The organism is Streptomyces sp. NPDC006711, from assembly GCF_042869775.1.
In the GTDB taxonomy this organism is placed as follows: Bacteria; Actinomycetota; Actinomycetes; order Streptomycetales; family Streptomycetaceae; genus Streptomyces.
Genome location: NZ_JBIAGO010000001.1, coordinates 635,891 through 659,165, shown reverse-complemented (window position 1 = coordinate 659,165; position 23,275 = coordinate 635,891). Strand labels below are relative to the sequence as shown.

23 protein-coding genes, 1 tRNA gene and 1 pseudogene are annotated in these 23,275 nt (G+C 70.6%); 15 read left to right on the top strand and 10 right to left on the bottom strand.

Annotated elements, in window-relative coordinates; all coding sequences use genetic code 11:
* Positions 1–131 precede the first annotated feature (131 nt).
* Entirely contained in the window at positions 132–773 is a 642-nt protein-coding gene (locus ACFYM2_RS02895) for a hypothetical protein (RefSeq protein WP_388832792.1), read from the bottom strand.
* Positions 774–989: 216 nt separating this feature from the next.
* On the opposite strand from ACFYM2_RS02895, the gene ACFYM2_RS02890 reads away from it, so the two are divergent.
* Together ACFYM2_RS02890 and ACFYM2_RS02885 are read left to right on the top strand one after the other, a co-directional pair.
* A complete protein-coding gene (locus ACFYM2_RS02890; RefSeq protein WP_359002599.1) occupies positions 990–2,213 on the top strand; it encodes an amidohydrolase family protein in 1,224 nt (407 codons plus the stop codon).
* An 84-nt stretch (positions 2,214–2,297) separates the two neighbouring features.
* Entirely contained in the window at positions 2,298–3,218 is a 921-nt protein-coding gene (locus tag ACFYM2_RS02885) for an FkbM family methyltransferase (RefSeq protein WP_359002601.1), read from the top strand.
* Between the two features lie 67 nt (positions 3,219–3,285).
* Here the strand turns inward: ACFYM2_RS02885 and ACFYM2_RS02880 are convergent, their stop codons facing one another.
* Positions 3,286–4,047 (bottom strand): glycosyltransferase family 2 protein, encoded by a 762-nt coding sequence (locus ACFYM2_RS02880; protein WP_359002603.1) that lies wholly within the window; start codon positions 4,045–4,047, stop codon positions 3,286–3,288.
* A 292-nt stretch (positions 4,048–4,339) separates the two neighbouring features.
* Entirely contained in the window at positions 4,340–4,747 is a 408-nt protein-coding gene (locus tag ACFYM2_RS02875; RefSeq protein WP_359002605.1) for a DUF6344 domain-containing protein, read from the bottom strand.
* 222 nt (positions 4,748–4,969) lie between these two features.
* Between ACFYM2_RS02875 and ACFYM2_RS02870 the strand changes: the two genes are divergently transcribed.
* Complete coding sequence (locus ACFYM2_RS02870) at positions 4,970–5,104, top strand: DLW-39 family protein (RefSeq protein ID WP_003958712.1); 135 nt, start codon at positions 4,970–4,972, stop codon at positions 5,102–5,104.
* 134 nt (positions 5,105–5,238) lie between these two features.
* The gene (locus tag ACFYM2_RS02865) at positions 5,239–6,606 is read left to right on the top strand and encodes a hypothetical protein (RefSeq protein WP_388832787.1); all 1,368 of its coding nucleotides are present in this window, start codon (positions 5,239–5,241) and stop codon (positions 6,604–6,606) included.
* 41 nt (positions 6,607–6,647) lie between these two features.
* On the opposite strand, the gene ACFYM2_RS02860 is transcribed toward ACFYM2_RS02865, so the two are convergent.
* Together ACFYM2_RS02860 and ACFYM2_RS02855 are read right to left on the bottom strand one after the other, a co-directional pair.
* Complete coding sequence (locus ACFYM2_RS02860) at positions 6,648–8,219, bottom strand: protein kinase (protein ID WP_388832784.1); 1,572 nt, start codon at positions 8,217–8,219, stop codon at positions 6,648–6,650.
* Between the two features lie 36 nt (positions 8,220–8,255).
* Positions 8,256–8,804: a DNA-binding protein gene (locus tag ACFYM2_RS02855; RefSeq protein ID WP_359002611.1), complete on the bottom strand. Its 549-nt coding sequence runs from the start codon at positions 8,802–8,804 to the stop codon at positions 8,256–8,258.
* A 152-nt stretch (positions 8,805–8,956) separates the two neighbouring features.
* Between ACFYM2_RS02855 and ACFYM2_RS02850 the strand changes: the two genes are divergently transcribed.
* The 3 genes and pseudogenes from ACFYM2_RS02850 (at position 8,957) to ACFYM2_RS02840 (ending at position 10,178) form a co-directional block, all read left to right on the top strand.
* A tRNA-Ala gene (locus ACFYM2_RS02850) sits at positions 8,957–9,029 on the top strand.
* A 401-nt stretch (positions 9,030–9,430) separates the two neighbouring features.
* Positions 9,431–9,592: pseudogene (locus ACFYM2_RS02845) on the top strand (PadR family transcriptional regulator); the annotation flags it as partial.
* Positions 9,593–10,010: 418 nt separating this feature from the next.
* Positions 10,011–10,178: a hypothetical protein gene (locus tag ACFYM2_RS02840; RefSeq protein WP_359002613.1), complete on the top strand. Its 168-nt coding sequence runs from the start codon at positions 10,011–10,013 to the stop codon at positions 10,176–10,178.
* A gap of 215 nt (positions 10,179–10,393) precedes the next feature.
* Here ACFYM2_RS02840 and ACFYM2_RS02835 read toward each other — a convergent pair whose 3' ends face one another.
* On the bottom strand, positions 10,394–11,101 hold the full coding sequence (locus ACFYM2_RS02835) for a DUF5324 family protein (protein WP_388457539.1): 708 nt from the start codon (positions 11,099–11,101) through the stop codon (positions 10,394–10,396).
* A 316-nt stretch (positions 11,102–11,417) separates the two neighbouring features.
* Here ACFYM2_RS02835 and ACFYM2_RS02830 point away from each other — a divergent pair, with 316 nt between their 5' ends.
* A complete protein-coding gene (locus ACFYM2_RS02830) occupies positions 11,418–11,951 on the top strand; it encodes a peptidylprolyl isomerase (protein WP_359002616.1) in 534 nt (177 codons plus the stop codon).
* Between the two features lie 84 nt (positions 11,952–12,035).
* On the top strand, positions 12,036–12,926 hold the full coding sequence (locus ACFYM2_RS02825; RefSeq protein ID WP_388832779.1) for a rhomboid family intramembrane serine protease: 891 nt from the start codon (positions 12,036–12,038) through the stop codon (positions 12,924–12,926).
* A gap of 310 nt (positions 12,927–13,236) precedes the next feature.
* On the opposite strand, the gene crgA is transcribed toward ACFYM2_RS02825, so the two are convergent.
* On the bottom strand, positions 13,237–13,491 hold the full coding sequence (gene crgA, locus ACFYM2_RS02820) for a cell division protein CrgA (protein WP_350231429.1): 255 nt from the start codon (positions 13,489–13,491) through the stop codon (positions 13,237–13,239).
* A 137-nt stretch (positions 13,492–13,628) separates the two neighbouring features.
* Here crgA and ACFYM2_RS02815 point away from each other — a divergent pair, with 137 nt between their 5' ends.
* The 6 genes from ACFYM2_RS02815 to ACFYM2_RS02790 all read left to right on the top strand — a co-directional run bounded on the left by ACFYM2_RS02815 (position 13,629) and on the right by ACFYM2_RS02790 (position 18,044).
* Positions 13,629–14,408, top strand: coding sequence for a DUF881 domain-containing protein (locus ACFYM2_RS02815; RefSeq protein ID WP_359002620.1), 780 nt, complete (start codon positions 13,629–13,631; stop codon positions 14,406–14,408).
* 22 nt (positions 14,409–14,430) lie between these two features.
* On the top strand, positions 14,431–15,138 hold the full coding sequence (locus tag ACFYM2_RS02810) for a class E sortase (RefSeq protein WP_388832776.1): 708 nt from the start codon (positions 14,431–14,433) through the stop codon (positions 15,136–15,138).
* Positions 15,139–15,206: 68 nt separating this feature from the next.
* Entirely contained in the window at positions 15,207–15,386 is a 180-nt protein-coding gene (locus tag ACFYM2_RS02805; RefSeq protein WP_120722459.1) for a hypothetical protein, read from the top strand.
* Positions 15,383–16,021, top strand: coding sequence for an aminodeoxychorismate/anthranilate synthase component II (locus tag ACFYM2_RS02800; RefSeq protein WP_388832775.1), 639 nt, complete (start codon positions 15,383–15,385; stop codon positions 16,019–16,021). Before ACFYM2_RS02805 ends, ACFYM2_RS02800 begins: the two co-directional genes overlap by 4 nt.
* Entirely contained in the window at positions 16,018–17,277 is a 1,260-nt protein-coding gene (locus tag ACFYM2_RS02795) for a class E sortase (protein ID WP_388832773.1), read from the top strand. The genes ACFYM2_RS02800 and ACFYM2_RS02795 overlap by 4 nt, the downstream gene beginning before the upstream one ends.
* Positions 17,278–17,303: 26 nt before the next feature.
* Positions 17,304–18,044: a class E sortase gene (locus tag ACFYM2_RS02790; RefSeq protein ID WP_388457528.1), complete on the top strand. Its 741-nt coding sequence runs from the start codon at positions 17,304–17,306 to the stop codon at positions 18,042–18,044.
* 104 nt (positions 18,045–18,148) lie between these two features.
* Here the strand turns inward: ACFYM2_RS02790 and pknB are convergent, their stop codons facing one another.
* From pknB to ACFYM2_RS02775, 3 genes are all read right to left on the bottom strand, one after another.
* Positions 18,149–20,188 (bottom strand): Stk1 family PASTA domain-containing Ser/Thr kinase, encoded by a 2,040-nt coding sequence (pknB, locus tag ACFYM2_RS02785; RefSeq protein ID WP_388457526.1) that lies wholly within the window; start codon positions 20,186–20,188, stop codon positions 18,149–18,151.
* Positions 20,189–20,374: 186 nt separating this feature from the next.
* Positions 20,375–21,838 (bottom strand): penicillin-binding transpeptidase domain-containing protein, encoded by a 1,464-nt coding sequence (locus tag ACFYM2_RS02780; protein WP_359002630.1) that lies wholly within the window; start codon positions 21,836–21,838, stop codon positions 20,375–20,377.
* A complete protein-coding gene (locus tag ACFYM2_RS02775; RefSeq protein ID WP_359002632.1) occupies positions 21,835–23,250 on the bottom strand; it encodes an FtsW/RodA/SpoVE family cell cycle protein in 1,416 nt (471 codons plus the stop codon). The genes ACFYM2_RS02780 and ACFYM2_RS02775 overlap by 4 nt, the downstream gene beginning before the upstream one ends.
* Between the last annotated feature and the right edge of the window lie 25 nt (positions 23,251–23,275).

Here is a 23,275-nt window from a genome sequence, read left to right as displayed (position 1 = left end):
AGTGTGGTGCGGTACCGGTCCCAACAGGGGAGGGACCGGTGCCGCAGCACACGGTCGCTCAGGGTGCGCCGGGCTGCCCGGGGCGCCGCCGACCGCGCGCGGAGCGGGTCGGCGGATCCCCCGGTGCGCTCTCAGAAGTGCGTCATCGCCATCACGTCGGCGCTCCTGATGCCGGTCGCGACCGGCACGACCCGCTCCCCGGGACGCGTCCAGCCCGCCGCTTCGGCCGCCGCGACGGCGGCCTCCTCGGCGGCGCCCGCCTCGGCGTTCAGGGCCTGGTTCTCTCCCCCGGCTCCGGCGGCCGACGCGGCGCCCGCCGCTTGAGCCGCCTTCAGCGCGGCCCGGGAGGCCGCCGCGGCGAGCTCGCCGCCGTCGTCATGGAGCTCACCCATCCGGGCGGCCTGGGACGCGGCGGCGGCCGCGTTCCGCGCGCAACGGGAGTCGGCCGCGGGCTGGGGCCGGCCTTCGCGGAGCACGGCCAGGGCTTGCGCGGCCACGCGGGCGGCGTGGCCGGCCTTGAAAAGGATCTCGGCCCGCGTGCCCGCTCCCGTCCGCTCCTCCTCGGCCCCCGCGCCCGCTCCCGCCCGCTCCTCCTCCGCGCGGGATCCCTCGATGTGGCGCAGGACGGCGGCGGCGCGAGAGGCGGCGCTGTGGGCGCGCGCCAGGTGCGCTGCCCTGAGGGGGCTTGGCGGCTCATGGCCTTCGGGGCCTTGGGGGCCTTCGGCGGCTTGGGACGGCGTGCCCGCTCCTTGGTCGTGCTGCTGCTCGCTCATTGCCTTCTCCTCGTCGACCGGGACGACAGCGCGCGTGACGCTCTCCGCCGGCGCATCACCCCCGAGAGCCGGCGATGCCGCGCAGGGTGGCACGCCGGGCGGCAACAGACCAGGGATACGGGCGCTTGCCGTCCACCAGGGCGCGCCATACCCTGAATCTGATGGACCGTCAGATCCGGAGTCGGTGGCACCGGCAGGCAGCTGGGGGTAAGTACCGTGGTCAGTACGGACAGTGGCAGCCGGGAGCTTCCCCGCGTCGTCAGCGTGGACGATCACGTGATCGAGCCCGCGCACCTCTTCGCGACATGGCTCCCGCGCAAGTACCGGGACCGGGGGCCCAAGCCCTTCACGGCCGGGATCGGGGAGCTGGCGTACATCGGGGGGAAGTACAGGTTCACCACCGACCCGCAGGGACAGCTCACGGACTGGTGGGAGTACGAGGGCAGCATCTTCCCGTACAAGCGCGTCATCGCGGCCGTCGGTTTCTCCCGGGACGAGATGACGCTCGACGGCATCACGCGCGAACAGATGCGGCGCGGATGCTGGGACCCCGGGGCCCGCCTGAAGGACATGGACCTCAACCACGTCGAGGCGTCCCTGTGCTTCCCGACCTTTCCGCGCTTTTGCGGGCAGACCTTCGCCGAGGCCAAGGACAAGGAGGTGGGGCTCGCCTGCGTGCGCGCCTACAACGACTGGATGGTCGAGGAGTGGTGCGGCGACAGCGGCGGCCGGCTCATCCCGCTGTGCCTCATCCCGCTGTGGGACATCGGCCTCGCGGTCGCGGAGATCAGACGCAACGCCGCTCGGGGCGTGCGCGCCGTGACGTTCTCGGAGATTCCGACGTACCTCGGCCTGCCGTCCATCCACTCCGGCTACTGGGATCCGTTCTTCGCCGCGTGCCAGGAGACGGGGACGGTGGTGAACATGCACATCGGGTCGTCCTCGCAGATGCCGGCCGCCTCCCCCGACGCCCCGCCCGCCGTCCAGGCCTCGCTCAGCTTCAACAACGCCATGGCGTCGATGATGGACTTCCTCTTCTCCGGGGTCCTGGTGAGGTTCCCGGGGCTCAAACTCGCCTACAGCGAGGGCCAGATGGGGTGGATCCCCTATGCCCTGGAGCGGGCGGACGACGTGTGGGAGGAGCACCGGGCCTGGGGCGGGGTCAAGGACCTCATCCCCGAACCGCCCTCCTCGTACTACTACCGGCAGATCTTCTGCTGCTTCTTCCGCGACCGGCACGGGATCGAGTCCATCGAGAGGGTCGGGGTGGACAACGCGACCTTCGAGACGGATTACCCGCACGTGGACTCGACCTGGCCGCACACCAAGCAGGTGGCCACCGAGCACATGGCCGGGCTTTCCGACGACGTGGCGTACAAACTGCTCAGGGGCAACGCCATCCGCATGCTGGGGCTTCCGCTCGATCAAGGTCACGTCTGACCGACGAGGTCACGTCCGGTCAACGAGGTCACGTCCGGTCAAGCGGAGGGTTACGGTGGCCCGGGCTCCATGGAAGGCGGGCACATGACCTCTTTTCTCCCGGACGTGCTGGTCACCCTCGGCCGCAGGTACGTGCGTGACGCTCCGGGCAGCGCGGGCAAGGCGGTGCTCGCCGACCGCTTCTTGAACCCCCGCCTGCGAGACCACCCGCGCCGACGGGTCGTCCAAACCCGCTCCGGGGCGTGGTTCGCGGTCGACACCCAGGACCTGATCGAGCGCTACCTCTATCTCTTCGGGGTGTGGGAGCCCCATATGACCCACTGGTTGCAGAGCCGCCTGCGCCCGGGCGACGTCTTCGTCGACGTCGGAGCCAATATCGGGGCTTTTTCCGTGCTGGGCTCCCGTCTGGTGGGGGAGCGGGGACGCGTCGTGGCCATCGAGGCCTCCCCCGAGTTCCACCGTCGCGTGCTGCGGCACGTCGAGCTCAACCGGTGCGGCAACGTCCGCCCGGTCAACGTCGGCGTGGCCGACCGCCCGACGACCCTGACCTTCGTGCTCGCCAGCTCGCGCAACAAGGGCGCGAACTCGATCGTCCCGTACGAGGGGCCCGCCGAGTCCACCTTCGAGATGGCCGCGCTCCCCCTCTCGCAGGTCCTGCGGCCGGACGAGATCGCGAGGGCCCGTGTGATCAAGATCGACGTCGAGGGCGCGGAGGGCGGGGTCGTGCGCGGCCTCGCCCCCGTGCTCGGCGACCTGCGGGCGGATGCCGAGATCGCCGTCGAGGTGACGCCGGAACGGATGGCCCGGCTCGGCGAATCCGTCGAGGAGTTGCTGCGGACCATGCGCGAGCACGGGTTCAACGTCTACCGCCTGGTGAACGACTACGCCCCGGCGAGCTACCCCGGCGCCGTTCGCGCCCCCGCCCCGCCCGTGCGGTGGCGCGGCCCGATCGTCGGTGAGACGGAACTCGTGTTCTCACGGGTGGACGCTGAGACGCTGGCGTGACACCGGCGCCGTACCCGGCTGCCGGGCCGGGAGCGGGCGAAGGGCCCGGCCGGCTACGCGTTCCCGCTCACGCAGAGCCGACCGGCCAGCGCCACTGGAAGTGGTCAAGGGCCCGCGCCCGCGCCTCGACGACCGCCATCCGCGCGTCGCGCTCCGCGGCGTCGGTGTGCGCGGACTGTCCTGTGGCCTGGCCCTCCCACTTGCGGTAGAGCAGCCCCACCTCCGCGCAGAACCAGCCGCGTGCCACGGCGTTCAGGGCCAGCAGGAGGCCGGTGTCCTCCGAGGCGGGCAGCGCCATCCATCCGCCAAGGGCGAGCAGCAGCTCGCGGCGGACGAAGAGCGTCGCGGGGTGGACCTGCGCGCGGTAGTCGTGCGCGGCCCAGTGGTCGAGGACGGCCCCGCGCTCGATGGCGCCCGGTTCGGGGTCGCCGGGAAAGCCCGTGGTCGTCCCGTCGGGCAGCAGGTCCAGGGCGCGCGAGGTGGCCCAGCCGATCGACGGGTCGGCTTCGAGGGCCGCGAGGTCACGGGCCAGGGTGCCCGGCGCGAGCTGGTCGTCCGCGTCCAGAATCTTCACGTACTCACCGTCGGCGCGCGCCAGCGCGATGGTGCGCGCGACCCCGGGGCCGCCGCGCCGCCCCTGCCGGAAGGAGACGCGCTCATCGGCCGGTACATGGGGAGCGACGTCGTCACTCGTGCCGTCCTGCTGGATCAGCCAGCGCCAGTCCCAGCCGTCCGGCAGCTCCTGCGCGCACAGGGAGGCGAAGGCCTCCGGCAGAAAGGGGGCCGAGGGCCCGTGGACGGCGGTGACGACGATGATGCGCCGGGTCACGGCTCACCACCTTTCCCAGTCAGTCGTGTTTCCCAGTCGGTCGTGAACAGCGATTGCGTACGGCCGCCCGGCAGCGTGACGCCGGCCCGCGAGGAGCCGTCCGGACCGGCTCGTACGCCTTGGCCATGTGCTGCCCACCGTCCCGTCGATCCGGCCCACGCAGCGTACGACTCCTCAACGGGTCCAGGTGAGGGGGCCCTCGCGGGGTGCTGCGGACGCCGAAGAGCCCGGCGACTCGGGGGAGTCGCCGGGCTCGCAGCTCGGGCGGAGCGGGGTGGGGGTCGGGTGGGGCTCAAGGGGAATCGGACGAAGGGGAAGCCGCTCCGGCCGGGTCCTCGGCGGTTTCCCGGGCCGTTTCCCGGGCGGTGTCCTGGCCGCCGCTGTCCGGGGTGGACGCCGAGTCGTCCGCCGCGTCGCGTACATCGGCGCGGTGGCGCGAGGAGGGTGAGGAGCCGTGCGCCTCGGCGCGGATGCGCTGCTTCATGGTGGGCGGCAGCGCCGACGCGGCGGGCAGGGCCCATTGCACGGCCGGCGCAACGGAGGTGGCCGGTTCGCTGCGGTTGTACGTCACGTCGTGCTGCGGTACGGAGGCCGAGGGAGCGGCGGCGGTGGCCTGGCCCGCAAGGCCGAGCGAGGCGAGGAGCGCGACCAGTGCGCCGATGAGTGCGGTCCACCAGGTCGTGAGCTTGCTGGTTGCCATGTCGTCCTCGCCTCTTCCGTAAGCGGTGCGTGCTGTTGGGTTGCCCGAATTGCGTTGTATCCGATGATGTGCGGGGGTGGCGGAAGAGGCCAGGAACGACGCACCGTATCGACGGATCTTCCGATGAACTACACACGGATGGAGCATCACCGGTTGATATCGATCGGTGTGTATAGTCGGGCGGCAGAGGTCCCTTACGTCAAGGAAAGACGAGGTCGCGCGGTGAAGAAGCTTCTCCTGGTCGCACTGGCTGCCATCGGCGGGCTCCTCGTGTACCGCCAGATCCAGGCGGATCGCGCCGAGCAGGATCTGTGGACGGAGGCGACCGACTCCGTGCCCGCAGGTTCGGGTGTGTGAGACCGAAAGACCCGTTGCGAAGCCCCGGCCACCTCAGTGGCCGGGGCTTCGTGCTGTTCCGGGCCGTACCGGACACGGTTGAGTTCACGTGAGCGAAGAGTTGACTTGCGAGGGCGAAGGTGGGGCGGGGCGACGTGAGGACGAGGCTGGGCGGGGTCGGGGTTGCGGGGCGGCGCCGGGGCGCCTCGGCACGGAAGGTGGGGGCGGCCGCGGCGGCGCTCTGCGCGCTGCTCGCGGCGCCGGGCCCCGCGCACGCCGCCGGGCCGCCGCCCGCGTACCGCTTTCCCGAGGGCGTCCAGGACGTCCCGGGTGGCGCGAAGGACACGGACGGGCCGGTCCTGAAGGCCGACACCGCCTATAGGTCCGTCATCAAGCCCGGTGGCAAGGTCTATTTCCGGCTGATTCTCGACGGGACCAAGGACGCCTACGCCTCCGCGGTCGCCGTGCCCGGGCCCGTGGACGCCAAGCTCGCCTACAGCGACTCCCTCCGCGTCACGATCCAGGACGCCGACGGCGGGTCCTGCGACTCCCAGCGGACCTCGGTCGGCGCGGCGCAGTACCCGCACCCCTTCGCCGCCTACGCCTACCGGTCCGTACGCACCAGCCTGCCCTCCTGCCGCAGGCCCGGCACCTACTACCTCGTCGTGGAGCGGGAGAGCGACGCGACGTCCACGCCCTCCGACTGGGGCCTCGACCTGAGCTATTCGACCGAACCCGCCCGCGAGGGTGCCGGGCCCGGCACCGCGCCGACCGGCTGGCCCTCCGCGTCACCCGCCCCGCCGACCGCCGCCCCGCGCCGGGTCCACGGCGGCACCGGCTTCCACGACGCGACGGCCCTGTCCGAGGGGCAGTGGCGAGACACCGTCCGGCCGGGCGAGACCCTTTTCTTCCAGGTTCCGCTCGACTGGGGCCAACAACTGTTCGTGAGCGGAGCTCTGTCCGGCATCACCACGGACAAGGAGGGCTATGTCAGCACCGCCCTGTCCCTCCAGCTCTACAACCCGCTGCGCGGGCCGGCCACCGGGGCGTCGGCGCCGTACGACGGCCGGCAGAAGGAGGCCGCGCTCGACCCGCTCCCGCCCGTCGCCTACGAGAACCGGTACGCGCCGTCGAGCGACACCTCCGCGATGCGGGTCGCGGGCCCCTACTATCTGGCCGTCTCCCTCAGCCCCGAGGTCGGGCGGACCTTCGGGAACACGCCGTACGACCTGACGCTGCGTCTGACCGTGCGCGGAGCGAAGAAGGCCGCCCCGGCGTACGCGGGCCCCGCGCCGGACTTCTCCGGCGGCTCCCCCTCTGCGGGCGACAGCTCGATGAAACGTCTCGCGGCCCTCGGAATCGGTTCGGGCACGGTGCTCGTGACCGGGCTCGGGGTGTGGACGCTGGTGGCCCGCCGGCGTACGGCCGCCACCACCCCCGGGGCCGGTCCGGACGCCACCGGTGCGCCGGGGGCGGCGCGGAGCCCGGACGGCCAGGGATTCGGACCGCCCAGCGCCTGGTAGCGGAGCGCTCGGGCCCGCCCGCTCTGGTGGAGCCCGCCCCCTCAGATCTGGAACAGCGCCCAGAAGCCCACCGCGAAACACACCAGCGCCACCAGGAGGACCGGGATCACGACCTTGGCGGGCGGCCCCGGGCGCGATCGCGGGGCGGACCCCTCGAAAGAGGCCTCCCGGACGGGAACTTGGGGGGCCACGGCGGCATTGGGGTACGAGGCGGCGTACGGCTGCGCCATATAGGGAGCCGGGTACGTCTGCGCCGGGTAAGCCTGAGCCGGGTACGCCTGCGCCGCGTACGGCGAGGGGTGCGGGGCCGTGTACGGGGCGGTCGGGGGCGTCCGCGGTGTCTGTTCGTCGTGTGGCGGCGGATACGAGGGCGTCGGCGCCTGCGTGGGCGGGGTAGGTGGCTGCGCCGGGGCGGGCGGGACGGCGGCCGGGCTGGGGGGCCGCGTGGTGTGGGGGGCGGGCAGGGCGCCTGAGGTGGCCGGTCCACGTGAGGTGCCGCAGGACGTAGGAGTACCCGGGGCGTCCGAGGCGTCCGGAGCGTCCGGGACGTCCGAGGCGTCCGGGGCGTCCGAGGCGTCCGGGGCGTCTGAGGTGTCCGTGGTGGGAGAGGCACCGGGGAAACCCGGCGCGTGCGACGCACCCGGGAAACCCGGCGCGGGAGAGGCACCTGGGAATCCCGGCGCGTGCGACGGCCCCGTGCCCCCCGAATGCTCCTCCGCGCCGGACGCCCGCGTCTCGGGCCCCTGGTCGGTGAAGCCGGGTGGGAGCGGGCCGATCTGGTCGAAGACTTCGACGGGCTCGTCGTCCGGGTCCTGCTCGGGAAGCAGCTCCACCGCCGAGGCCAGCGCCTTGCGTGCCCCCGTCGCCGTGCGGAACCGGTTCTGCGGATGCGGCTGGAGCAGCCCCGCCAGGACCTGCCAGAGGGGTTCGGGGATGCCCTGGGGGGCGCCGGGGGTGCCGTGGGCGGCGAAGTACTCGACGAGGGCCCGCGCGTCGGGTTTGCTGCCCTCGAGGAGATAGAGCGCGACGAGGCCGACGGCGAACAGGTCGGCGGGGAAGTCGGGTTCGGCCCCCGCCATCTGCTCGGGCGCGAAGTAACCCGGCGTCCCCACCACGTAGTTGGTCTCGGTGAGCCGGGGCTCGTCCTTGCGCAGGGAGATGCCGAAGTCGGAGAGCCGCAGATGCGGGCGGCCGCTTCCGGTGGCCTCCAGCAGGATGTTGGCCGGTTTGATGTCACGGTGGACGACGCCCTCGGCGTGCACGGCCGCGAGCCCGGCGAGCAGCTGGTCGAGCAGCACGCACACGAACCGGGGAGGCAACGGCCCGTAGTCGCCGATGAGATGGGCCAGCGAGCCGCCGCTCACCAGGTCCATGGTGAAGAGGACCTTGTCGTCGTCGGCGGCCCAGCTGGCCGGCGCGAGCACGTGCGGGTGGTCGATCCTGAGGGCCTGCTCGCGGACGAACCTGAGCAGGGTGTGGGCGTCGCTCTGCTGAAGGACCTTCGCCGCCACGTAACGGCGCCGGCGCCGGTCCCAGGCGCGCCAGACGGCTCCGGCCCCGCCCCGTCCGACCGGATCGACCAGTTCGTACCGGCCGGCGAAGACCTCACCCACCCGGCGCCCTCCCCCAGGATCGCGAACGGACCGTTGTCAGCTCTGGTGCGCCTCGTAATGCGCGACGGCGTCGGAGGTGCGCCCCGCGCCGTACACCCGCAGGAACTCTGCCAGTTCGGGGTGGGCGGGGGCGAGGGTGTCCGCCGCGTCGATGATGTCGCCGGCAGCCGCGACGGAACGCAGCAGCGACTGGATCTCGCGCACCACACGCCGCACCGTGGGCGCACCCGAACTGGACGTGGTCTGGCCGGTGTTGGTCAGCACCGAGCCTCCCTGCGACTTCTTGATCTCTTCCATCCGGTCGGTGGCCTCCACGGCGCTCACGCTGCCGTCGGCCACCTGCCCCGCGAGGTCCTGGAGCGACTGGACGCGCTGCACCACGGCCGGATTGCCGATCTTGGCGCGCTGACCGCTCATCAGCTGCGACAGCATGGGCGCGGAGAGCCCGAGAACAGCGGCGAGCCGGGCCTGATTGAGCCCGAGGTCGTCTATCAGCCGTCGGAAGAGCGCCCCCAGCGGCTCCCCGTACCAGCTGCGCTGAAGCTCCCTGGCTCTTGCGGTCGCTTCCTGCTGTGCTGTGTCCATTGCGCGTCTCCCCATCGCTTCCCCAGTGAGGCCGCTTCACGGGTGCGAACCTCGCCGAGCATCTTACGGAGAGTGGTCGTTCACCGGGAGTCCCAATCCTTTTGGGAGATCCCCCGTTCCACCCGGTACTCTTGTTCCGCACCACCTCATCCGGGGCCTTAGCTCAGTTGGTAGAGCGCTGCCTTTGCAAGGCAGATGTCAGGAGTTCGAATCTCCTAGGCTCCACATCAATGCACCCCTCTGACCTGCGGAAACGTGGTCAGGGGGGTGTTTTTGCCTCATTCCCGTGCTGACGTGTCAGCCACCAGGGATGGTCTCCGAGCAGGCGAAGCGGCGGGCGCGGCGCTCGTCGCGGAGGCGCGCTCCCCGACCCCGGCGGGCGACGAGGATGCGAAGGCGGCCTCCGCTCTGCCGATAACGGCCCCAGGGCGAGTCCGGGGCGAGAGTCGACACCGCCGTCCGGCTCGCCGCGTACAACGCGTACGCGCGTTACGGGGGGTCGGCAATGCCGGTGCGGGCGATGACGCGGTCGACGCGGGCCCGTACGAGGAATTCGCCGGGTACGGCGTTGCGTCGGCCGTAGTCGGCCGCTTTCTGCTCCCCCATGTAGCGGCGCCCGAGGCTGCTTCTACGAGGGCGACCGGCCGCTCAGCGTCCGCGAGGTCGACGACCCGTTCCGCAAGGGGGTGCTCACCATCGCCCGGGCCACCTCGGCCGCCGAAGTCAGCTGGCTCCGCGAGACGTTGCGGGAGTTGACGAGCGCGGCCTCAAAGGATTCCGACGGGTAGGTGGCGTCGGGGCGGGCGGTACGCAGCCCGAGGAAGTGCATGAGGGATCGCGCGTTGCAGGTCGCGACACGGAGGAGTAGGTCGCGATTGGCAGCAGCCGGGCGGCCGCGTTGCGCGGGGCCGACGTGGACGAGGGCTTTCCTGGGCTGCTGGATCGGGACGGCGCGAATGTCTGAAAGATGAGCCCTGGCGCGGGAGCGTCCCGGTCGCGCCGCTCGTTGCCCTGAGGGGGCATGCGTCACCCCCTGGGGTCGGCGTGGGCCCGGCGGGCGTGCGGTGCGCTCGGGCGGGAGCCGCCCACAGGCCGTAGGCGCAGGCCGCCAGGACACGGCGTCAACACAGCGGAGGAGAGGCCGAGTTGGGCGGGGGGAACGAGGTGTCGGGGGTTACCCGGGCGGCGTGGGGCTTCGGCGGTGCCGTGCTGATCGTTCTGGGCGGGGTCCTGATCTGGATCACTCAGACGAGGGCGGCGGGCCTGCCTGAGGACCTGAGCCTGATGGCGAGCGTGGCCGTCCGTACGACGACGCTCGTGTTCCTCGGCGGCGGCGCGTGGTGCCTCGCCCGGGCGGGGAATAGGCGGGAGTGACACCACGGGCGCCCGACGGCCTGGTGAGGCCCCGGGCGCCCGTGCGTCGCTCCTCGCGGTCGTCGCGCTCACAACGGGCGGCGCTGACCGCGGTCGGCGCGCTCAGGGCGGTCGGCGGCTCGGGGCAAGCACCGCGCCTGCCGCCGCCGCGACCGCGCGCCGACGGAGCGCGTCGCCGCTCGGCGACCCTTGGTCAGCTGAGGGTCAGCCGCAGGTCAGCGGCCGTCCTCGGCCTCCGTGGCGTCCGCCTCCGCTTCCGCCTGCTTGGCCTGGACCTCGGGGTCCAGGACGTCCGCGCTGCCGTCCACCGAGGCGAGCGGCGGCCGGTCGGCGACCTCGGTCGCCTCCGGGGGCTCGACCAGCCAGTCCGGGTTCGCCTGCTTGTCCCACCACCGCCACGCGGCGAACGCGCCACCCGCCAGCACGCCGAGGACCAGGGCCCCCTTGGCGAACCGCGCGTTCCTCGCCCGGCGCCGGTGCTTGCGCGCCAGCTTCTCGATCTCACGCGGCGTCACCTGGCCACGCAGCGCCGCGAGGGCCGCGGTGGAGCGCGCCATCGCCTCCTCGCGCAGCGGCTGGGCGGCGGCGACCGCCTGCTCCACGCGCGGCGCCGCGTACTCGGCGGCCTGCCGGGCCGCCCGGCGGGAACGCGCCGCCGCCTGGTGGGCCACCTCGTCCATCCGCGGCGGCACGTGCGGCGCGACACGCGCGTCGTACTGCTGCTTGGCCTGGCTGCGCGCCTGCGCCGCGGCCTTGGACACCTTGGGCGCCACGCGTACGCGCGCCTCCTGGGCGTAGTGCTGGGCGTACTGCGCGGCCTGCTGCCTGGCCGAATCGGCGTAGGGCGCCACCACTTCCGCGGCGTGCAGCACGCTCTCCTTCGCCGATCCGGTTGCGGCGCGCACGCTCTCCATGCGGGTCACGTGATCCTCCTCCTTGGTGGCGGTTCGGTATGTCGCCTTTCCACCCAGCTCGAAATCATGCCTGTCCTGCGGGTACCCGGCATGTGCGCAAAGGCATCCGGGTGGGCGTCATGTCTTTGGGGCAATCGCTGGACGCGGTACGGAATGTCGTCCTTCGGGGAAGCTCGCGGACGACAATGCCACGGTTGGGGCCGGTACGGCGGTGTTCGGCGGGTATCTGTCGTTAACGAGGCGCTTTTCCACCCGTCGGCGTGGTCCGTGGGAGGATCGTGGGACGTCAGTGCAGACCTTTTCAGAGCTTTAAGGAAGGCAGATCGTGGCCGAGCAGCTTTACGCCACCCTGAAGACCAATCGGGGCGACATCGAGATTCGGCTCCTGCCGAACCACGCACCCAAGACGGTCAAGAACTTCGTGGAACTCGCCAAGGGCGAGCGCGAATGGACCCACCCGGCGACCGGCGAGAAGACCACTGCCCCGCTGTACGACGGCACGGTCTTCCACCGCGTGATCAGCGGCTTCATGATCCAGGGCGGCGACCCCCTGGGCAACGGCACCGGCGGCCCGGGCTACGAGTTCGCCGACGAGTTCCACCCGGACCTGGCCTTCAACAAGCCGTACCTGCTGGCCATGGCCAACGCGGGCCCGGCCACCAACGGCTCGCAGTTCTTCATCACCGTGTCGCCCACCGCGTGGCTGACCGGCAAGCACACCATCTTCGGCGAGGTGTCCACCGACGCCGGCCGCAAGGTCGTGGACGAGATCGTCGGCGCCCAGACCAACCCGCGCACCGACCGCCCGGTCAACGACGTGGTCATCGAGTCGGTCGTCGTGGAGAGCCGCGAAGGCTGAGCTCCGGCTCCGCAGGAAACTTTCCGCCCCGCTCGTGCGTATGACGAGCGGGGCGGAGCTGCTGCACCAGGACGAGGGAGCCCGATGAACCAGGACCAGGACGAGGCACGGCAGTCGAGCCTGCCCGGCTGCTACCGGCACCCCGAGGTGCACACCGGCATCAGCTGCGCGCGCTGCGCCCGGCCGATCTGCCCGCAGTGCATGATCAGCGCGTCCGTCGGCTTCCAGTGCCCCGAGTGTGTGCGTTCCGGCTCGGGCACCGGCCACGCGCCGGGCGCGAACCGGCCGCGCACGGTGGCGGGCGGGGCCCTGCGCGCGGGCGACCCCCAGCTGCTCACCAAGATCCTCATCGGGATCAACGCCGTGGTCTTCCTGGTGCAGCAGGCGGTCGGCGACCGCTTCACCGACGCCTTCTTCCTGATCGGCAGAGCCGGCATCCCGGGGTTCGACGGCCCGCAGGGCGTCGCCGAGGGCCAGTGGTACCGGCTGCTGACCTCGATGTTCCTGCACGGGGGCTTCGCCCACATCGCCTTCAACATGCTCAGCCTGTGGTGGCTCGGCGGCCCGCTGGAGGCCGCGCTCGGCCGGGCGCGCTATCTGGCGCTGTACATGGTGTCGGGTCTTGCGGGCGGGGCACTGACGTATCTGCTCGCGGCCTCCAACGAGCCCTCGCTCGGCGCGTCCGGCGCGATCTTCGGCCTCTTCGGCGCCATGGCGGTGCTGATGCGGCGGATGAGGTACGACATGCGGCCCGTCATCGGGCTGCTCGTGGTCAACCTGATCTTCACGTTCAACCCGTGGGTGGGCATCGCCTGGCAGGCCCACGTGGGCGGTCTGGTCGCGGGCGTCCTGGTGGGCATCGGCATGGTCCACGCCCCCGCGCCCCGGCGCGCGCTCACGCAGTGGGGCAGCTGCGCCCTTGTGCTCGCGGCGTCCCTGGCCCTTGTCCTGATCCGTACCGCCGAACTCATCTGAGCTGCCGCGAGAGAACCCCGCCGCCTGAAATCCGCTGCCCGGAACAGCCCGTTCGCCACGGCGGGTACGAGCTTTCCCCAGAGTTGTCCACAGCGGGTGCCCGAACTTGTGCACTGCGTGGGGAACACCCGTGCCCCTCGCTCCTGACCTGGGTCTTCCAGGTGGGGCAAGGGGCACAAGGGGTGTACGGGTGCGGTGGAGCCGGTCACACCGGCGTCAACGTCCCGGAAGTTATCCACAGATCGTCTGAGTTATCCACTCCCCGTGGATAGCGCTGTGGATAACTAGGGGCAGAGCTTGATTTCGGCCGCTACTTCCACTGCGTGGAGACGCCGAAGCCACCCGCGATGAAGCCGAAACCGACCACGATGTTCCAGTTGCCGAGCGCCTTCAGCGGCAGATCGCCCTCGGTGACATAGAAGAGGACGATCCAGGCGAGACCGATGAGGAACAGCGCCAGCATCACCGGGGCCACCCAGCCGCGGTTGCCCAGTTTGAGGGCGGTCGCCTGCTTGGGCGGAGGCGGCGTGAAATCGGCCTTCTTGCGGATACGTGACTTCGGCACGAGGAACTCTCCTGTCGATGCGCTGCGTGACCGCGCAGGGAACTGTGGCGGCGCCGGGGGACGGGGCTCCGGGGGAAGCCTCCCCCAAGCGTCCGTTAGCGTAGTGCTTCCGTGGCGCCGAAGGAGATAAGGGTACGTTGAGCAATCCTGCCGACTCCCCCGACGGGGTCCCCGAACCGCCCCGGCGCCGCTTGCGCGGCCACCCCGTGAGGCTGCTCTCGGCCGCCGTGTTCGCCCTCGCCGGCCTCATCTTCGTCACCAGCTTCAACACGGCCAAGGGCACCAACATCCGCACCGACGCCTCGCTCCTGAAGCTGTCGGACCTGATCAAGCAGCGCGACCACAAGAACAAGGAGCTCGGCGACTCCACGGCCGCCCTGCGCGCCGACGTGGACGGGCTCGCCCAGCGCGACGACGGCTCCACCAAGGCCGAGGACCAGCTCCTCAACGGCCTCAAGGACGCCTCCGGCACCGCGCCCGTCTCCGGCAAGGGGCTCACCGTCACGCTGAACGACGCCCCGCCCAACGCCACCGCGGCCCCCGGCTACCCCGCCCCGCAGGCCAACGACCTCGTCATCCACCAGCAGGACCTGCAAGCCGTGGTCAACGCCCTGTGGCAGGGCGGCGCCCAGGGCATCCAGGTCATGGACCAGCGGCTGATCGCCACCAGCGCGGTCCGCTGTGTCGGCAACACCCTGATCCTCCAAGGGCGCGTCTACTCACCCCCGTACAAGATCACCGCGGTCGGCAGCACCGGAAAGCTGCGCGCGGCCCTGAACGCCTCCCCGGCGATCCAGAACTACCAGCTCTATGTGAAGGCCTACGGGCTGGGCTGGAAAGTCGACGAGCACAAGACGATGACTCTGCCGGCCTACTCGGGCACAGTGGATCTCCACTACGCGAAACCGGTGCAGTAGCGGCGCGAAGGGGGCACCGCCGATGTCCGTACGGGTCGTCGTCAGGTCCCTCAGCGAGCTCTGCGTCACCGTCGGCTCGGTGATCGTCCTGTTCGTCGTCTACCTCCTGTACTGGACGGGCGTGAAGGCCGACGACGCCGCGGGCGACCAGATGGCCGGCCTGCGGGAGCGGTGGGCGGCGGCCCGGAGCCCCGGGCCCCACCCGGCCGCGCCCCGGCCGGGCCCCACCCCCGCCCCCGCTCCCGCTCCCGCCGCCTATGGCGAGGGCCGCTCCTTCGCCGTCATGTACATCCCCCGGCTCGGCCGCGCCTGGCACAGACCCGTTCTGGAGGGCACCGCCGTCAAGGACCTCCAGAAGGGCCTCGGCCACTACGCGAACACGGCCCGGCTCGGCGATCAGGGCAACTTCGCGGTCGCCGGCCACCGGCGCACCTACGGCGACCCGTTCAAGGACTTCCCCGACCTGCGGCCGGGCGACGCGGTGGTCCTGCGCGACGACACCACCTGGTACACCTACCGCATCGACAACCGGCCCCTGCGGACCGTGCCCAGCGACGTCGGCGTCCTCGACGCCGTCCCCGCCGAGTCGCCCTTCCGCTCCCCCGGCCGCTATCTGACCCTCACCACCTGCGACCCGGAGTGGGGCAGCAGCCACCGTCTGATCGCCTGGGGACACCTCGACTCCACCCAGCCCGTGACGCGTGGCGAGCCCCCGGCTTTGGACGGCTGACCCCACCGCACAGCCCCGGCCCTTACTCTGGTCCCGTAACGATCGTCGGAAGGGACAGCGGGGACGGCATGTACGGCTGGATCTGGCGGCATCTGCCGGGCAACGCGTGGCTGCGGGCGCTCATTTCGCTCGCGATGGTGCTCGTGATCGTCTATGTGCTTTTCCAGTACGTCTTCCCGTGGGCGGAGCCGCTGCTCCCGTTCAACGACGTGACGGTGGACCAGGGGATGGGGACGACGGCCCGATGAACGCGCGCATTCTCGTAGTGGACAATTACGACAGCTTCGTCTTCAACCTCGTCCAGTACCTGTACCAGCTGGGTGCCGAGTGCGAGGTCGTCCGCAACGACGAGGTGTCGCTCGGCCACGCACAGGACAACTTCGACGGCGTCCTGCTCTCCCCCGGCCCCGGCACCCCCGAACAGGCGGGCGTCTGCGTCGACATGGTGCGTCACTGCGCCGCCACCGGCGTCCCCGTCTTCGGCGTCTGCCTCGGCATGCAGTCGATGATGGTCGCCTACGGCGGCGTCGTGGGCCGCGCCCCCGAGCTGCTGCACGGCAAGACGTCGCCGGTGCTGCACCAGGGCGCGGGGGTCTTCTCCGGTCTGCCCTCCCCGTTCACCGCGACCCGCTACCACTCGCTGGCCGCCGAGCCGGCCACCCTGCCGGCCGAGCTAGAGGTCACCGCCCGCACCGAGGACGGCATCATCATGGGGCTGCGCCACCGTGAACTGCCGGTCGAGGGCGTTCAGTTCCACCCCGAGTCGGTGCTGACCGAGCACGGCCACCGGATGCTCGCCAACTGGCTGGTCCGCTGCGGGGACACCGGCGCCGTGGGGCGTTCGGCGGGGCTCGCGCCGGTGGTGGGCAAGGCTGCGGCGTGACTCCGGCGCGACCGGAGCACGAGTACGACCCGCTGACGGACCCCCTGCCACCGGCCGAGGGATCCCCGTGGTTCCGTTCCGGCAACCCGGCGCCCGGCGCCTCAGCCCCCGTACAGGAGCCCGTATCCGAGCCGCCGCCGCTGCGGCCCCGCCCGGCCGGACCCGCGCCGGGCCCGCAGGTGTACGAGCCCGCTCCGGCGGCGCCAGCGGCTCCGGCGGCGCCCCAGGAGTGGTACGAGCCGTCCCCCGCCGCCGGTCAGCGGCCCTGGTACCCCGCGCAGGAACCCCCGGCACAGCCGGCCGCTCCCGCCCCGCCCCCGATACCGGGCGAGGGCGCCGAGGCCGAGGCGGCGACCGCCGTCTTCGAGGCGATAGCCGCCCCGACCGCCACCGGGGCCACCGGGGCCACCGGGGCTTCCGCGGTCCCTCCGGCCACCGGTGGCCGCGCCGAGCGGCGCAAGGCCGCCAAGGGCAAGCGGCGCGCCACCCCCGCCCGGGCCGCCGCGCCGTCCCTCTCGCCGTCCCCAGCGCCGGACGGTCGCCGGCTGACCCGGGCCGAGGCGCGCCGCGCGGCGAAGGCACGCAAGGAAAGCCCGGCGGTGATCGCCAGCCGGGTCCTGGGCGAGGCGTTCATCACGCTGGGCGTAGTGATGCTCCTGTTCGTGACGTACCAGCTGTGGTGGACCAACGTCCGCGCCCACCAGGAAGCGGGCAGCGCCACCAAGAAGATCACTCAGGGCTGGACGGACGGCCGCAAACCCGACGCGTTCGCACCGGGCCAGGGCTTCGCCATCATGCACATCCCCAAGCTCGACATCGTCGCGCCGATCGCCCAGGGCACCAGCAAGTCCAAGGTCCTGGACAAGGGCATGATCGGCCACTACGACGAGGCGGGCCTGAAGACGGCCATGCCGTCGGACGCCACCGGCAACTTCGCGGTCGCCGCGCACCGCAACACCCATGGCGAGCCCTTCCGTTACATCAACCGCCTCAAGGCGGGCGACAAGGTGGTGGTGGAGACGCAGGACGCGTACTACACCTACGAGATCACCAGCGAGCTCCCGCAGACCCCGCCGTCCAACGTCTCGGTGCTCAAGCCGATCCCCACCGGATCGGGCTTCACCAAGCCCGGCCGCTATCTGACGCTGACGACCTGCACGCCGGAATTCACGAGTACCTACCGTCTGATCGTGTGGGGCAAGATGGTCGACGACCGACCGCGCAGCAAGGGCAAGCCCGACGCGCTCGTGGGATGACCGAACGGACAGCAGGGGCGGGTGCGGTGGCCACGGAGACCGACCACGACGAGCGGACGGGCACGCCCGGTCCCGCCAGGGCCCGGAGCGGGCGCAGGGCCGTCGCCGCCGCCATCAGCGTCCTGGGTGAACTCCTCATCACCGGGGGCGTCCTGCTCGGCCTGTTCGTCGTCTACTCGCTGTGGTGGACGAACGTCATGGCCGACCGCGAGGCCTCGGCCCAGAGCGACAGCGTGCGCCGCCACTGGGCGAGCGCCACCGGTCCCGGCGCACTCGACACCAAGGGCGGCATCGGCTTCCTGCACGTCCCCGCGATGAGGAACGGCGAGGTGCTGGTCAAGAAGGGCACGGACACCGACATCCTCAACGACGGCGTGGCCGGCTACTACCTGGACCCGGTCAAGGCGACCCTGCCGACGGCGGCCACCAGCGGAAACTTCACGCTCGCCGCCCACCGGGACGGCCACGGCGCCAAGTTCCACAACATCGACAAGCTGAAGAACGGCGATCCGGTCGTCTTCGAGACCAAGGACACCTGGTACGTCTACAAGGTGTTCGCCGAGCTGCCCGAGACCTCGAAGTACAACGTCGACGTGCTGCAACCGGTCCCCAAGGGCTCGGGCGTCAAGAAGCCCGGCCAGTACATCACCCTGACGACGTGCACCCCGGTCTACACCTCGAAGTACCGCTACATCGTGTGGGGCGAGCTGGTACGCACGGAGAAGGTCGACGCCCAGCGGACGCCCCCGGCCGAACTGCGTTCCTAGCGCCGCCGGTTGGTCCGCATCGGCATGGAGCCCCGGCACCCTGTCCAAGGGTGCCGGGGCTCCGTCGCTGTCACCGCCGGACCGGCGGCGGCTCGGGGGGCCGTCTAAAGGCCGTCGAAGGGGTTGTTGCCCCCGTTGTCGTTCTGGCCGCCGCCACCGCCACCGTTACCACCGATCGTGGTCAGCGTGACCGGCTGGTTCGGGTCGGCCGTGGTGCCCGGGCCGGGCGTCACGATCATGACGTGTGCCTTGTCGTCATTCGAACTGCCCTGAGTGAACTGGATGTTGCTGAAGCCGGCCTCGTTCAGCGTCTGCGTCGCCTTCTTCACCGTCATCCCGAGGATGTTGAGGGGGATCTGCGCCTGGCCGCCCGTCGCCGGGGGCGTCGGCGTCTGCGGGCCCTTGGAGACGCGCAGGACGATCTGGACGTCCTTGGGCTGACTGGTGTCGCCGCTCGGGGTCATGGAGACGACCTGGTTGAGCGGCTTGTCGTTGTCGACGTCCTGGCGGGAGACGTTGGTGAAGCCGAGGGCGCTGAGCTGCTGGACCGCCGCCGTGTAGTCCTTGTTCACCACGTTGGGAAGATTCGTGGTCTGCTTCTTGGCGATCGAGAGCGTGACCGTCGAGTTCTTCTCCGCCTGCGAGCCGCCTGTCGGGTCCTGGCTGACGACCGTGCCCGGCGTCGAGCCGGACTCGACCTCCTTGGTCTTCACCTGGAAGCCCTTGCTCTGCAGGTACTGAGTGGCGCTGTCCTTGTCCTTCTGCGTGACGTCCGGGACCTCGATCTTCGGCGCGCCCGTGGAGACGGTGACCGTGACCGTGTCACCCTTCTTCATGGTGCCGTTGGCGGGGGTCTGGGTGCAGATGTTGCCCTTGGGCTGGTCCGCGCACGGCTCGTTCTTGGACACGGACATCTTGACGCCGGCGTTGGTCGCCATTTTCTCCGCGTCGCCCTGGCTGCTGCCGACGAGCTGGGGAACATTCACCGTGGTGCTGTCGGCATTGCCGTTGAAGAGGGACTTGCCGATCAGGATCGCGCCGACCAGGACCAGGACGCCCGCCAGGATCAGCAGGACCGTCGAGGTGTGGGACTTCTTCTGGTTCTGCCGCCGCCTGTCGGGGCGGTCGTCGTAGCCGTATCCGCCGTCGTCGGGGCTGACCGGCGGCAGCATCGACGTCTGGCCACCGCCCGGGTCCGCCTGGCGCAGCGCGGTCGTCGCCTGGTCGTTGCCGTAGCCGTTGTTGTAACCGTCGTACCCGTTGCCGTAGCCGACCGCGCCCAGCGTGGCGGTGGCGGCGACCGGCTGGCCGTCGAGATAGGCCTCGATGTCGGCGCGCATCTCGTCCGCCGACTGGTAACGGTAGTCGGGGTCCTTGACCAGTGCCTTGAGGACGATGGCGTCCATCTCGGGCGTGATCTCGGAGTCGAAGTTCGAAGGGGGCTGCGGCTCCTCGCGCACGTGCTGGTAGGCCACCGCGACCGGTGAGTCCCCGACGAAGGGGGGCCGGACGGTGAGCAGCTCGTACAGCAGGCAGCCGGTCGAGTACAGGTCGCTTCGCGCGTCGACCTGCTCGCCCTTGGCCTGCTCGGGGGAGAGGTACTGGGCGGTGCCGATCACGGCGGCGGTCTGCGTCATCGTCATGCCGGAGTCGCCCATGGCGCGGGCGATGCCGAAGTCCATGACCTTGACCTGGCCGGTGCGCGTCAGCATGACGTTCGCGGGCTTGATGTCGCGGTGAACGATGCCGTTGCGGTGCGAGTACTCCAGGGCCTGGAGGATGCCGATGGTCATTTCCAGGGTGCGCTCGGGCAGCAGCTTGCGCCCGGAGTGCAGCAGCTCACGCAGGGTGGAACCGTCGACGTACTCCATCACGATGTACGGGATGGAGACGTTGTCGACGTAGTCTTCGCCGGTGTCGTAGACAGCGACGATCGCCGGGTGGTTGAGCGAGGCGGCCGACTGGGCCTCACGGCGGAACCGGGCCTGGAAGGACGGGTCGCGGGCGAGGTCGGCCCGCAGCGTCTTCACGGCGACGGTGCGGCCGAGCCGGGTGTCGTGCGCGAGATAGACCTCGGCCATGCCACCACGGCCGAGCACCTGGCCCAGCTCGTACCGGCCGCCGAGGCGACGCGGCTCTTCCATAGCTAATCCAGCCCTCTCCGTTGTCCCGACCGTACCCATGGGTGGTCCGGCGGTGTGCTGTTCGCGCATACGCTACCGGGCACCGCGAGCCGATCAGCTCGCGGCCGTTACCTGATACCGGACCGGTACAGGGCACGTGTGATGTTTCACGTGAAACGGACGGCCGTTTCACGTGAAACAGCCCGGTCACTTCTTGCCGTCGAGTACCGCCTTCATGACGCCCCTGGCGACGGGCGCGGCGAGCTTGCCGCCCGCGATGTCGTCACGGGTCGTGTCGGAGCCTTCGATGACCACGGCGACCGCGACCGGGGAGCCGTCCCCCGACTTGGCGTAGGAGATGAACCAGGCGTACGGGTTGTCCTTGTTGTCCACGCCGTGCTGGGCGGTACCGGTCTTGCCGCCGACCGTCACGCCGGGGATCTGGGCACTGGTGCCGGTGCCGTCGGTGACGACGAACTCCATCATCTTCTGGAGCTTCTGAGCGGTGGCGGCCGACATCGGCTGGCTCATCTGCTCCGGCTGGGTCTTGGAGAGCACGTCAACGTTCGGGGCCTGGAGTGTGTCGACCATGTACGGCTTCATCAGCTTGCCGTCGTTGGCGACCGCGGCGGCGACCATGGCCATCTGGAGCGGGGTCGCGCGGTTGGAGGCCTGCCCGATGCCCGCCATGGCGTTCTGCGGGCGGTTGTCCTTCGGGTAGATGCTGGCTTCGGTGCGCACGGGGTTGAAGATCTGCTTGTTGAAGCCGAACTTCTCGGCCTCGGCCTTCATCTTCTCGTTGCCCAGGTCGGCGCTGATCTTGCCGAAGACGGTGTTGCAGGACCACTGGAGAGCCACCTTGAGCGTGGCGTTCTCACAGGGGATGTTGCCCTCGTTGTTCAGAGGCTTGCTGGCGGTGTCCGGCAGGGTGTAGGGCACCGGCGACCGCGTGGGCTCGTCGATGCTGGAGTACAGGCCGTTCTCCAGGGCCGCGGCGGCGGTGACCACCTTGAAGGTGGAGCCGGGCGGGTAGGTCTGGCGCAGCGCCCGGTTCAGGAGCGGGCTGTTCTTGTCGTCCAGCAGCGTCTTGTAGGCCTGGCTGTCCTTGTTGCTGCTGCCCGCGAACACCGAGGGGTCGTAGGAAGGCGTCGAGGCCAGCGCCAGGATGGCGCCGGTCTGCGGGTTGATCGCCGCGACCGCGCCCTTCTTGTCGCCGAGCCCCTGGAAAGCGGCCTTCTGAGCGGCGCTGTTCAAGGTAGTGACGACGTTGCCGCCCTGCTTCTTCTCACCCGTGAACATCGACAGCGTGCGGTCGAAGAAGAGCCGGTTGTCGGTGCCGGAGAGGATGCCGTCCTCGATCTTCTCCAACTGGGTGGCGTCGAAGACCTGGGAGGCGAATCCGGTGACCGGCGCCCACATGGGGCCGTCCTTCCAGGACCGCTTGTACTTGAAGTCGGTGCCCGTGGTCTCCGTGGATCCGGTGATCGTCTGGCCGTCGGCCGTGATGATGTTGCCGCGCTCGTGGGCGAACCGCTCGATCTGGACCCGGCGGTTGAAGTCGTTGGCGTTCAACTCGTCGGCCCGGACGTACTGGAGCCAGTTGTCGCGGATCATCAGCGAGAGAATGAGCAGCCCGCAGAAGATCGCGATCCGGCGCAGGGGCTTGTTCACGGGCGGACCACCTGAGTCATCTCGGCGTCGGGGGACGGGGCGGGGGCCGGAGCGGGACGACGGGCGGTGTCGCTGATCCGGATCAGGATGCCGATCAGCGCCCAGTTGGCGATGACGGACGAACCACCGGCCGCGAGGAACGGCATCGTCATACCGGTCAGCGGGATCAGGCCCATCACACCGCCGGCCACCACGAAGACCTGGAGCGCCAGGGCACCGGACAGGCCGATGGCGAGCAGCTTGCCGAACGGGTCACGGGCGGCGAGCGCGGTGCGCACGCCCCGTTCCACGATCAGGCCGTAGATCAGGAGCAGCGCCATCATTCCGGCCAGGCCCAGCTCCTCACCGACGGTGGAGAGGATGAAGTCGGCGTTGGCGGCGAAGCCGATGAGGTCGGAGTGGCCCTGGCCGAGCCCGGTGCCCAGCGTGCCACCCGAGCCGAACGACATGATCGCGTTACCGATCTGCTCGCAGGCGCCGCTCGTCTTGTAGCAGGCGAACGGGTCCATCCAGGCCGTGACACGCGCCTTGACGTGCGACTCGAAGGAGGCGACGCCGACCGCGCCCACCGCCGACATCAGCAGACCGAACACGATCCAGCTGGTCCGCTCGGTCGCCACGTACAGCATGATCACGAAGAGGCCGAAGAACAGCAGCGAGGTGCCGAGGTCGGTCTCGAAGACGAGGATCAGGATGGACATCGCCCAGACCACGAGGATCGGGCCGAGGTCGCGTCCACGCGGCAGGTAGATCCCCATGAAACGACGGCTGGCCAGCGCCAGCGCGTCCCGCTTCACCATGAGGTAGCCGGCGAAGAACACCGCCAGGATGATCTTCACGAACTCGCCGGGCTGGATCGAACCGAGCCCCGGAATCGTGATCCAGATACGGGCGCCGAACTTCGCCGGGAAGAACATCGGCAGGATCAGCAGCAGCATCGCCAGCACCATCGAGATGTAGGTGTAGCGCTGTAGGACCCGGTGGTCCTTGACGAGCAGCAGCACCCCGATGAACAGGGCCACACCCAGCGCCGAGAACATCAGCTGGTGGGGCGCGGACGGGCTGAACGCTCCATAGGCCCGCTTGGCCTGCGTGATCAGCCGCGGCGACTGGTCGAGGCGCCAGATGAGGACCAGGCCAAGACCGTTCAGCAGCGTGGCGAGCGGCAGGAACAGCGGGTCGGCGTACTTGGCGAACTTGCGCACCACCAGGTGCGCGACACCCGCCATCAGGCCGAGGCCCAGACCGTAACCGAGCATGCCCGAGGGCAGCGAGCCGGTCATGGCGAGCCCCACATTGGCGTACGCGAACACCGGGATGGCCACGGCGAAGACAAGCAGGGCCAGCTCGGTGTTGCGGCGGCTCGGTGCTTCGATCGCGCCAATGGTGGTCGTGTTGGTGACAACGCTCATGATGTGGAAAGGCCCCCTACGGCTG

Bases quoted from the DNA above. Each gene is read 5' to 3' on its own strand.
- ACFYM2_RS02895 (WP_388832792.1), bottom strand. From the start codon at position 773: ATGAGCGAGCAGCAGCACGACCAAGGAGCGGGCACGCCGTCCCAAGCC.
- ACFYM2_RS02885 (WP_359002601.1), top strand. From the start codon at position 2,298: ATGACCTCTTTTCTCCCGGACGTGCTGGTCACCCTCGGCCGCAGGTAC.
- ACFYM2_RS02875 (WP_359002605.1), bottom strand. From the start codon at position 4,747: ATGGCAACCAGCAAGCTCACGACCTGGTGGACCGCACTCATCGGCGCA.
- ACFYM2_RS02855 (WP_359002611.1), bottom strand. From the start codon at position 8,804: ATGGACACAGCACAGCAGGAAGCGACCGCAAGAGCCAGGGAGCTTCAG.
- ACFYM2_RS02825 (WP_388832779.1), top strand. From the start codon at position 12,036: ATGAACCAGGACCAGGACGAGGCACGGCAGTCGAGCCTGCCCGGCTGC.
- ACFYM2_RS02810 (WP_388832776.1), top strand. From the start codon at position 14,431: ATGTCCGTACGGGTCGTCGTCAGGTCCCTCAGCGAGCTCTGCGTCACC.
- ACFYM2_RS02805 (WP_120722459.1), top strand. From the start codon at position 15,207: ATGTACGGCTGGATCTGGCGGCATCTGCCGGGCAACGCGTGGCTGCGG.
- ACFYM2_RS02800 (WP_388832775.1), top strand. From the start codon at position 15,383: ATGAACGCGCGCATTCTCGTAGTGGACAATTACGACAGCTTCGTCTTC.
- pknB (WP_388457526.1), bottom strand. From the start codon at position 20,188: ATGGAAGAGCCGCGTCGCCTCGGCGGCCGGTACGAGCTGGGCCAGGTG.
- ACFYM2_RS02775 (WP_359002632.1), bottom strand. From the start codon at position 23,250: ATGAGCGTTGTCACCAACACGACCACCATTGGCGCGATCGAAGCACCG.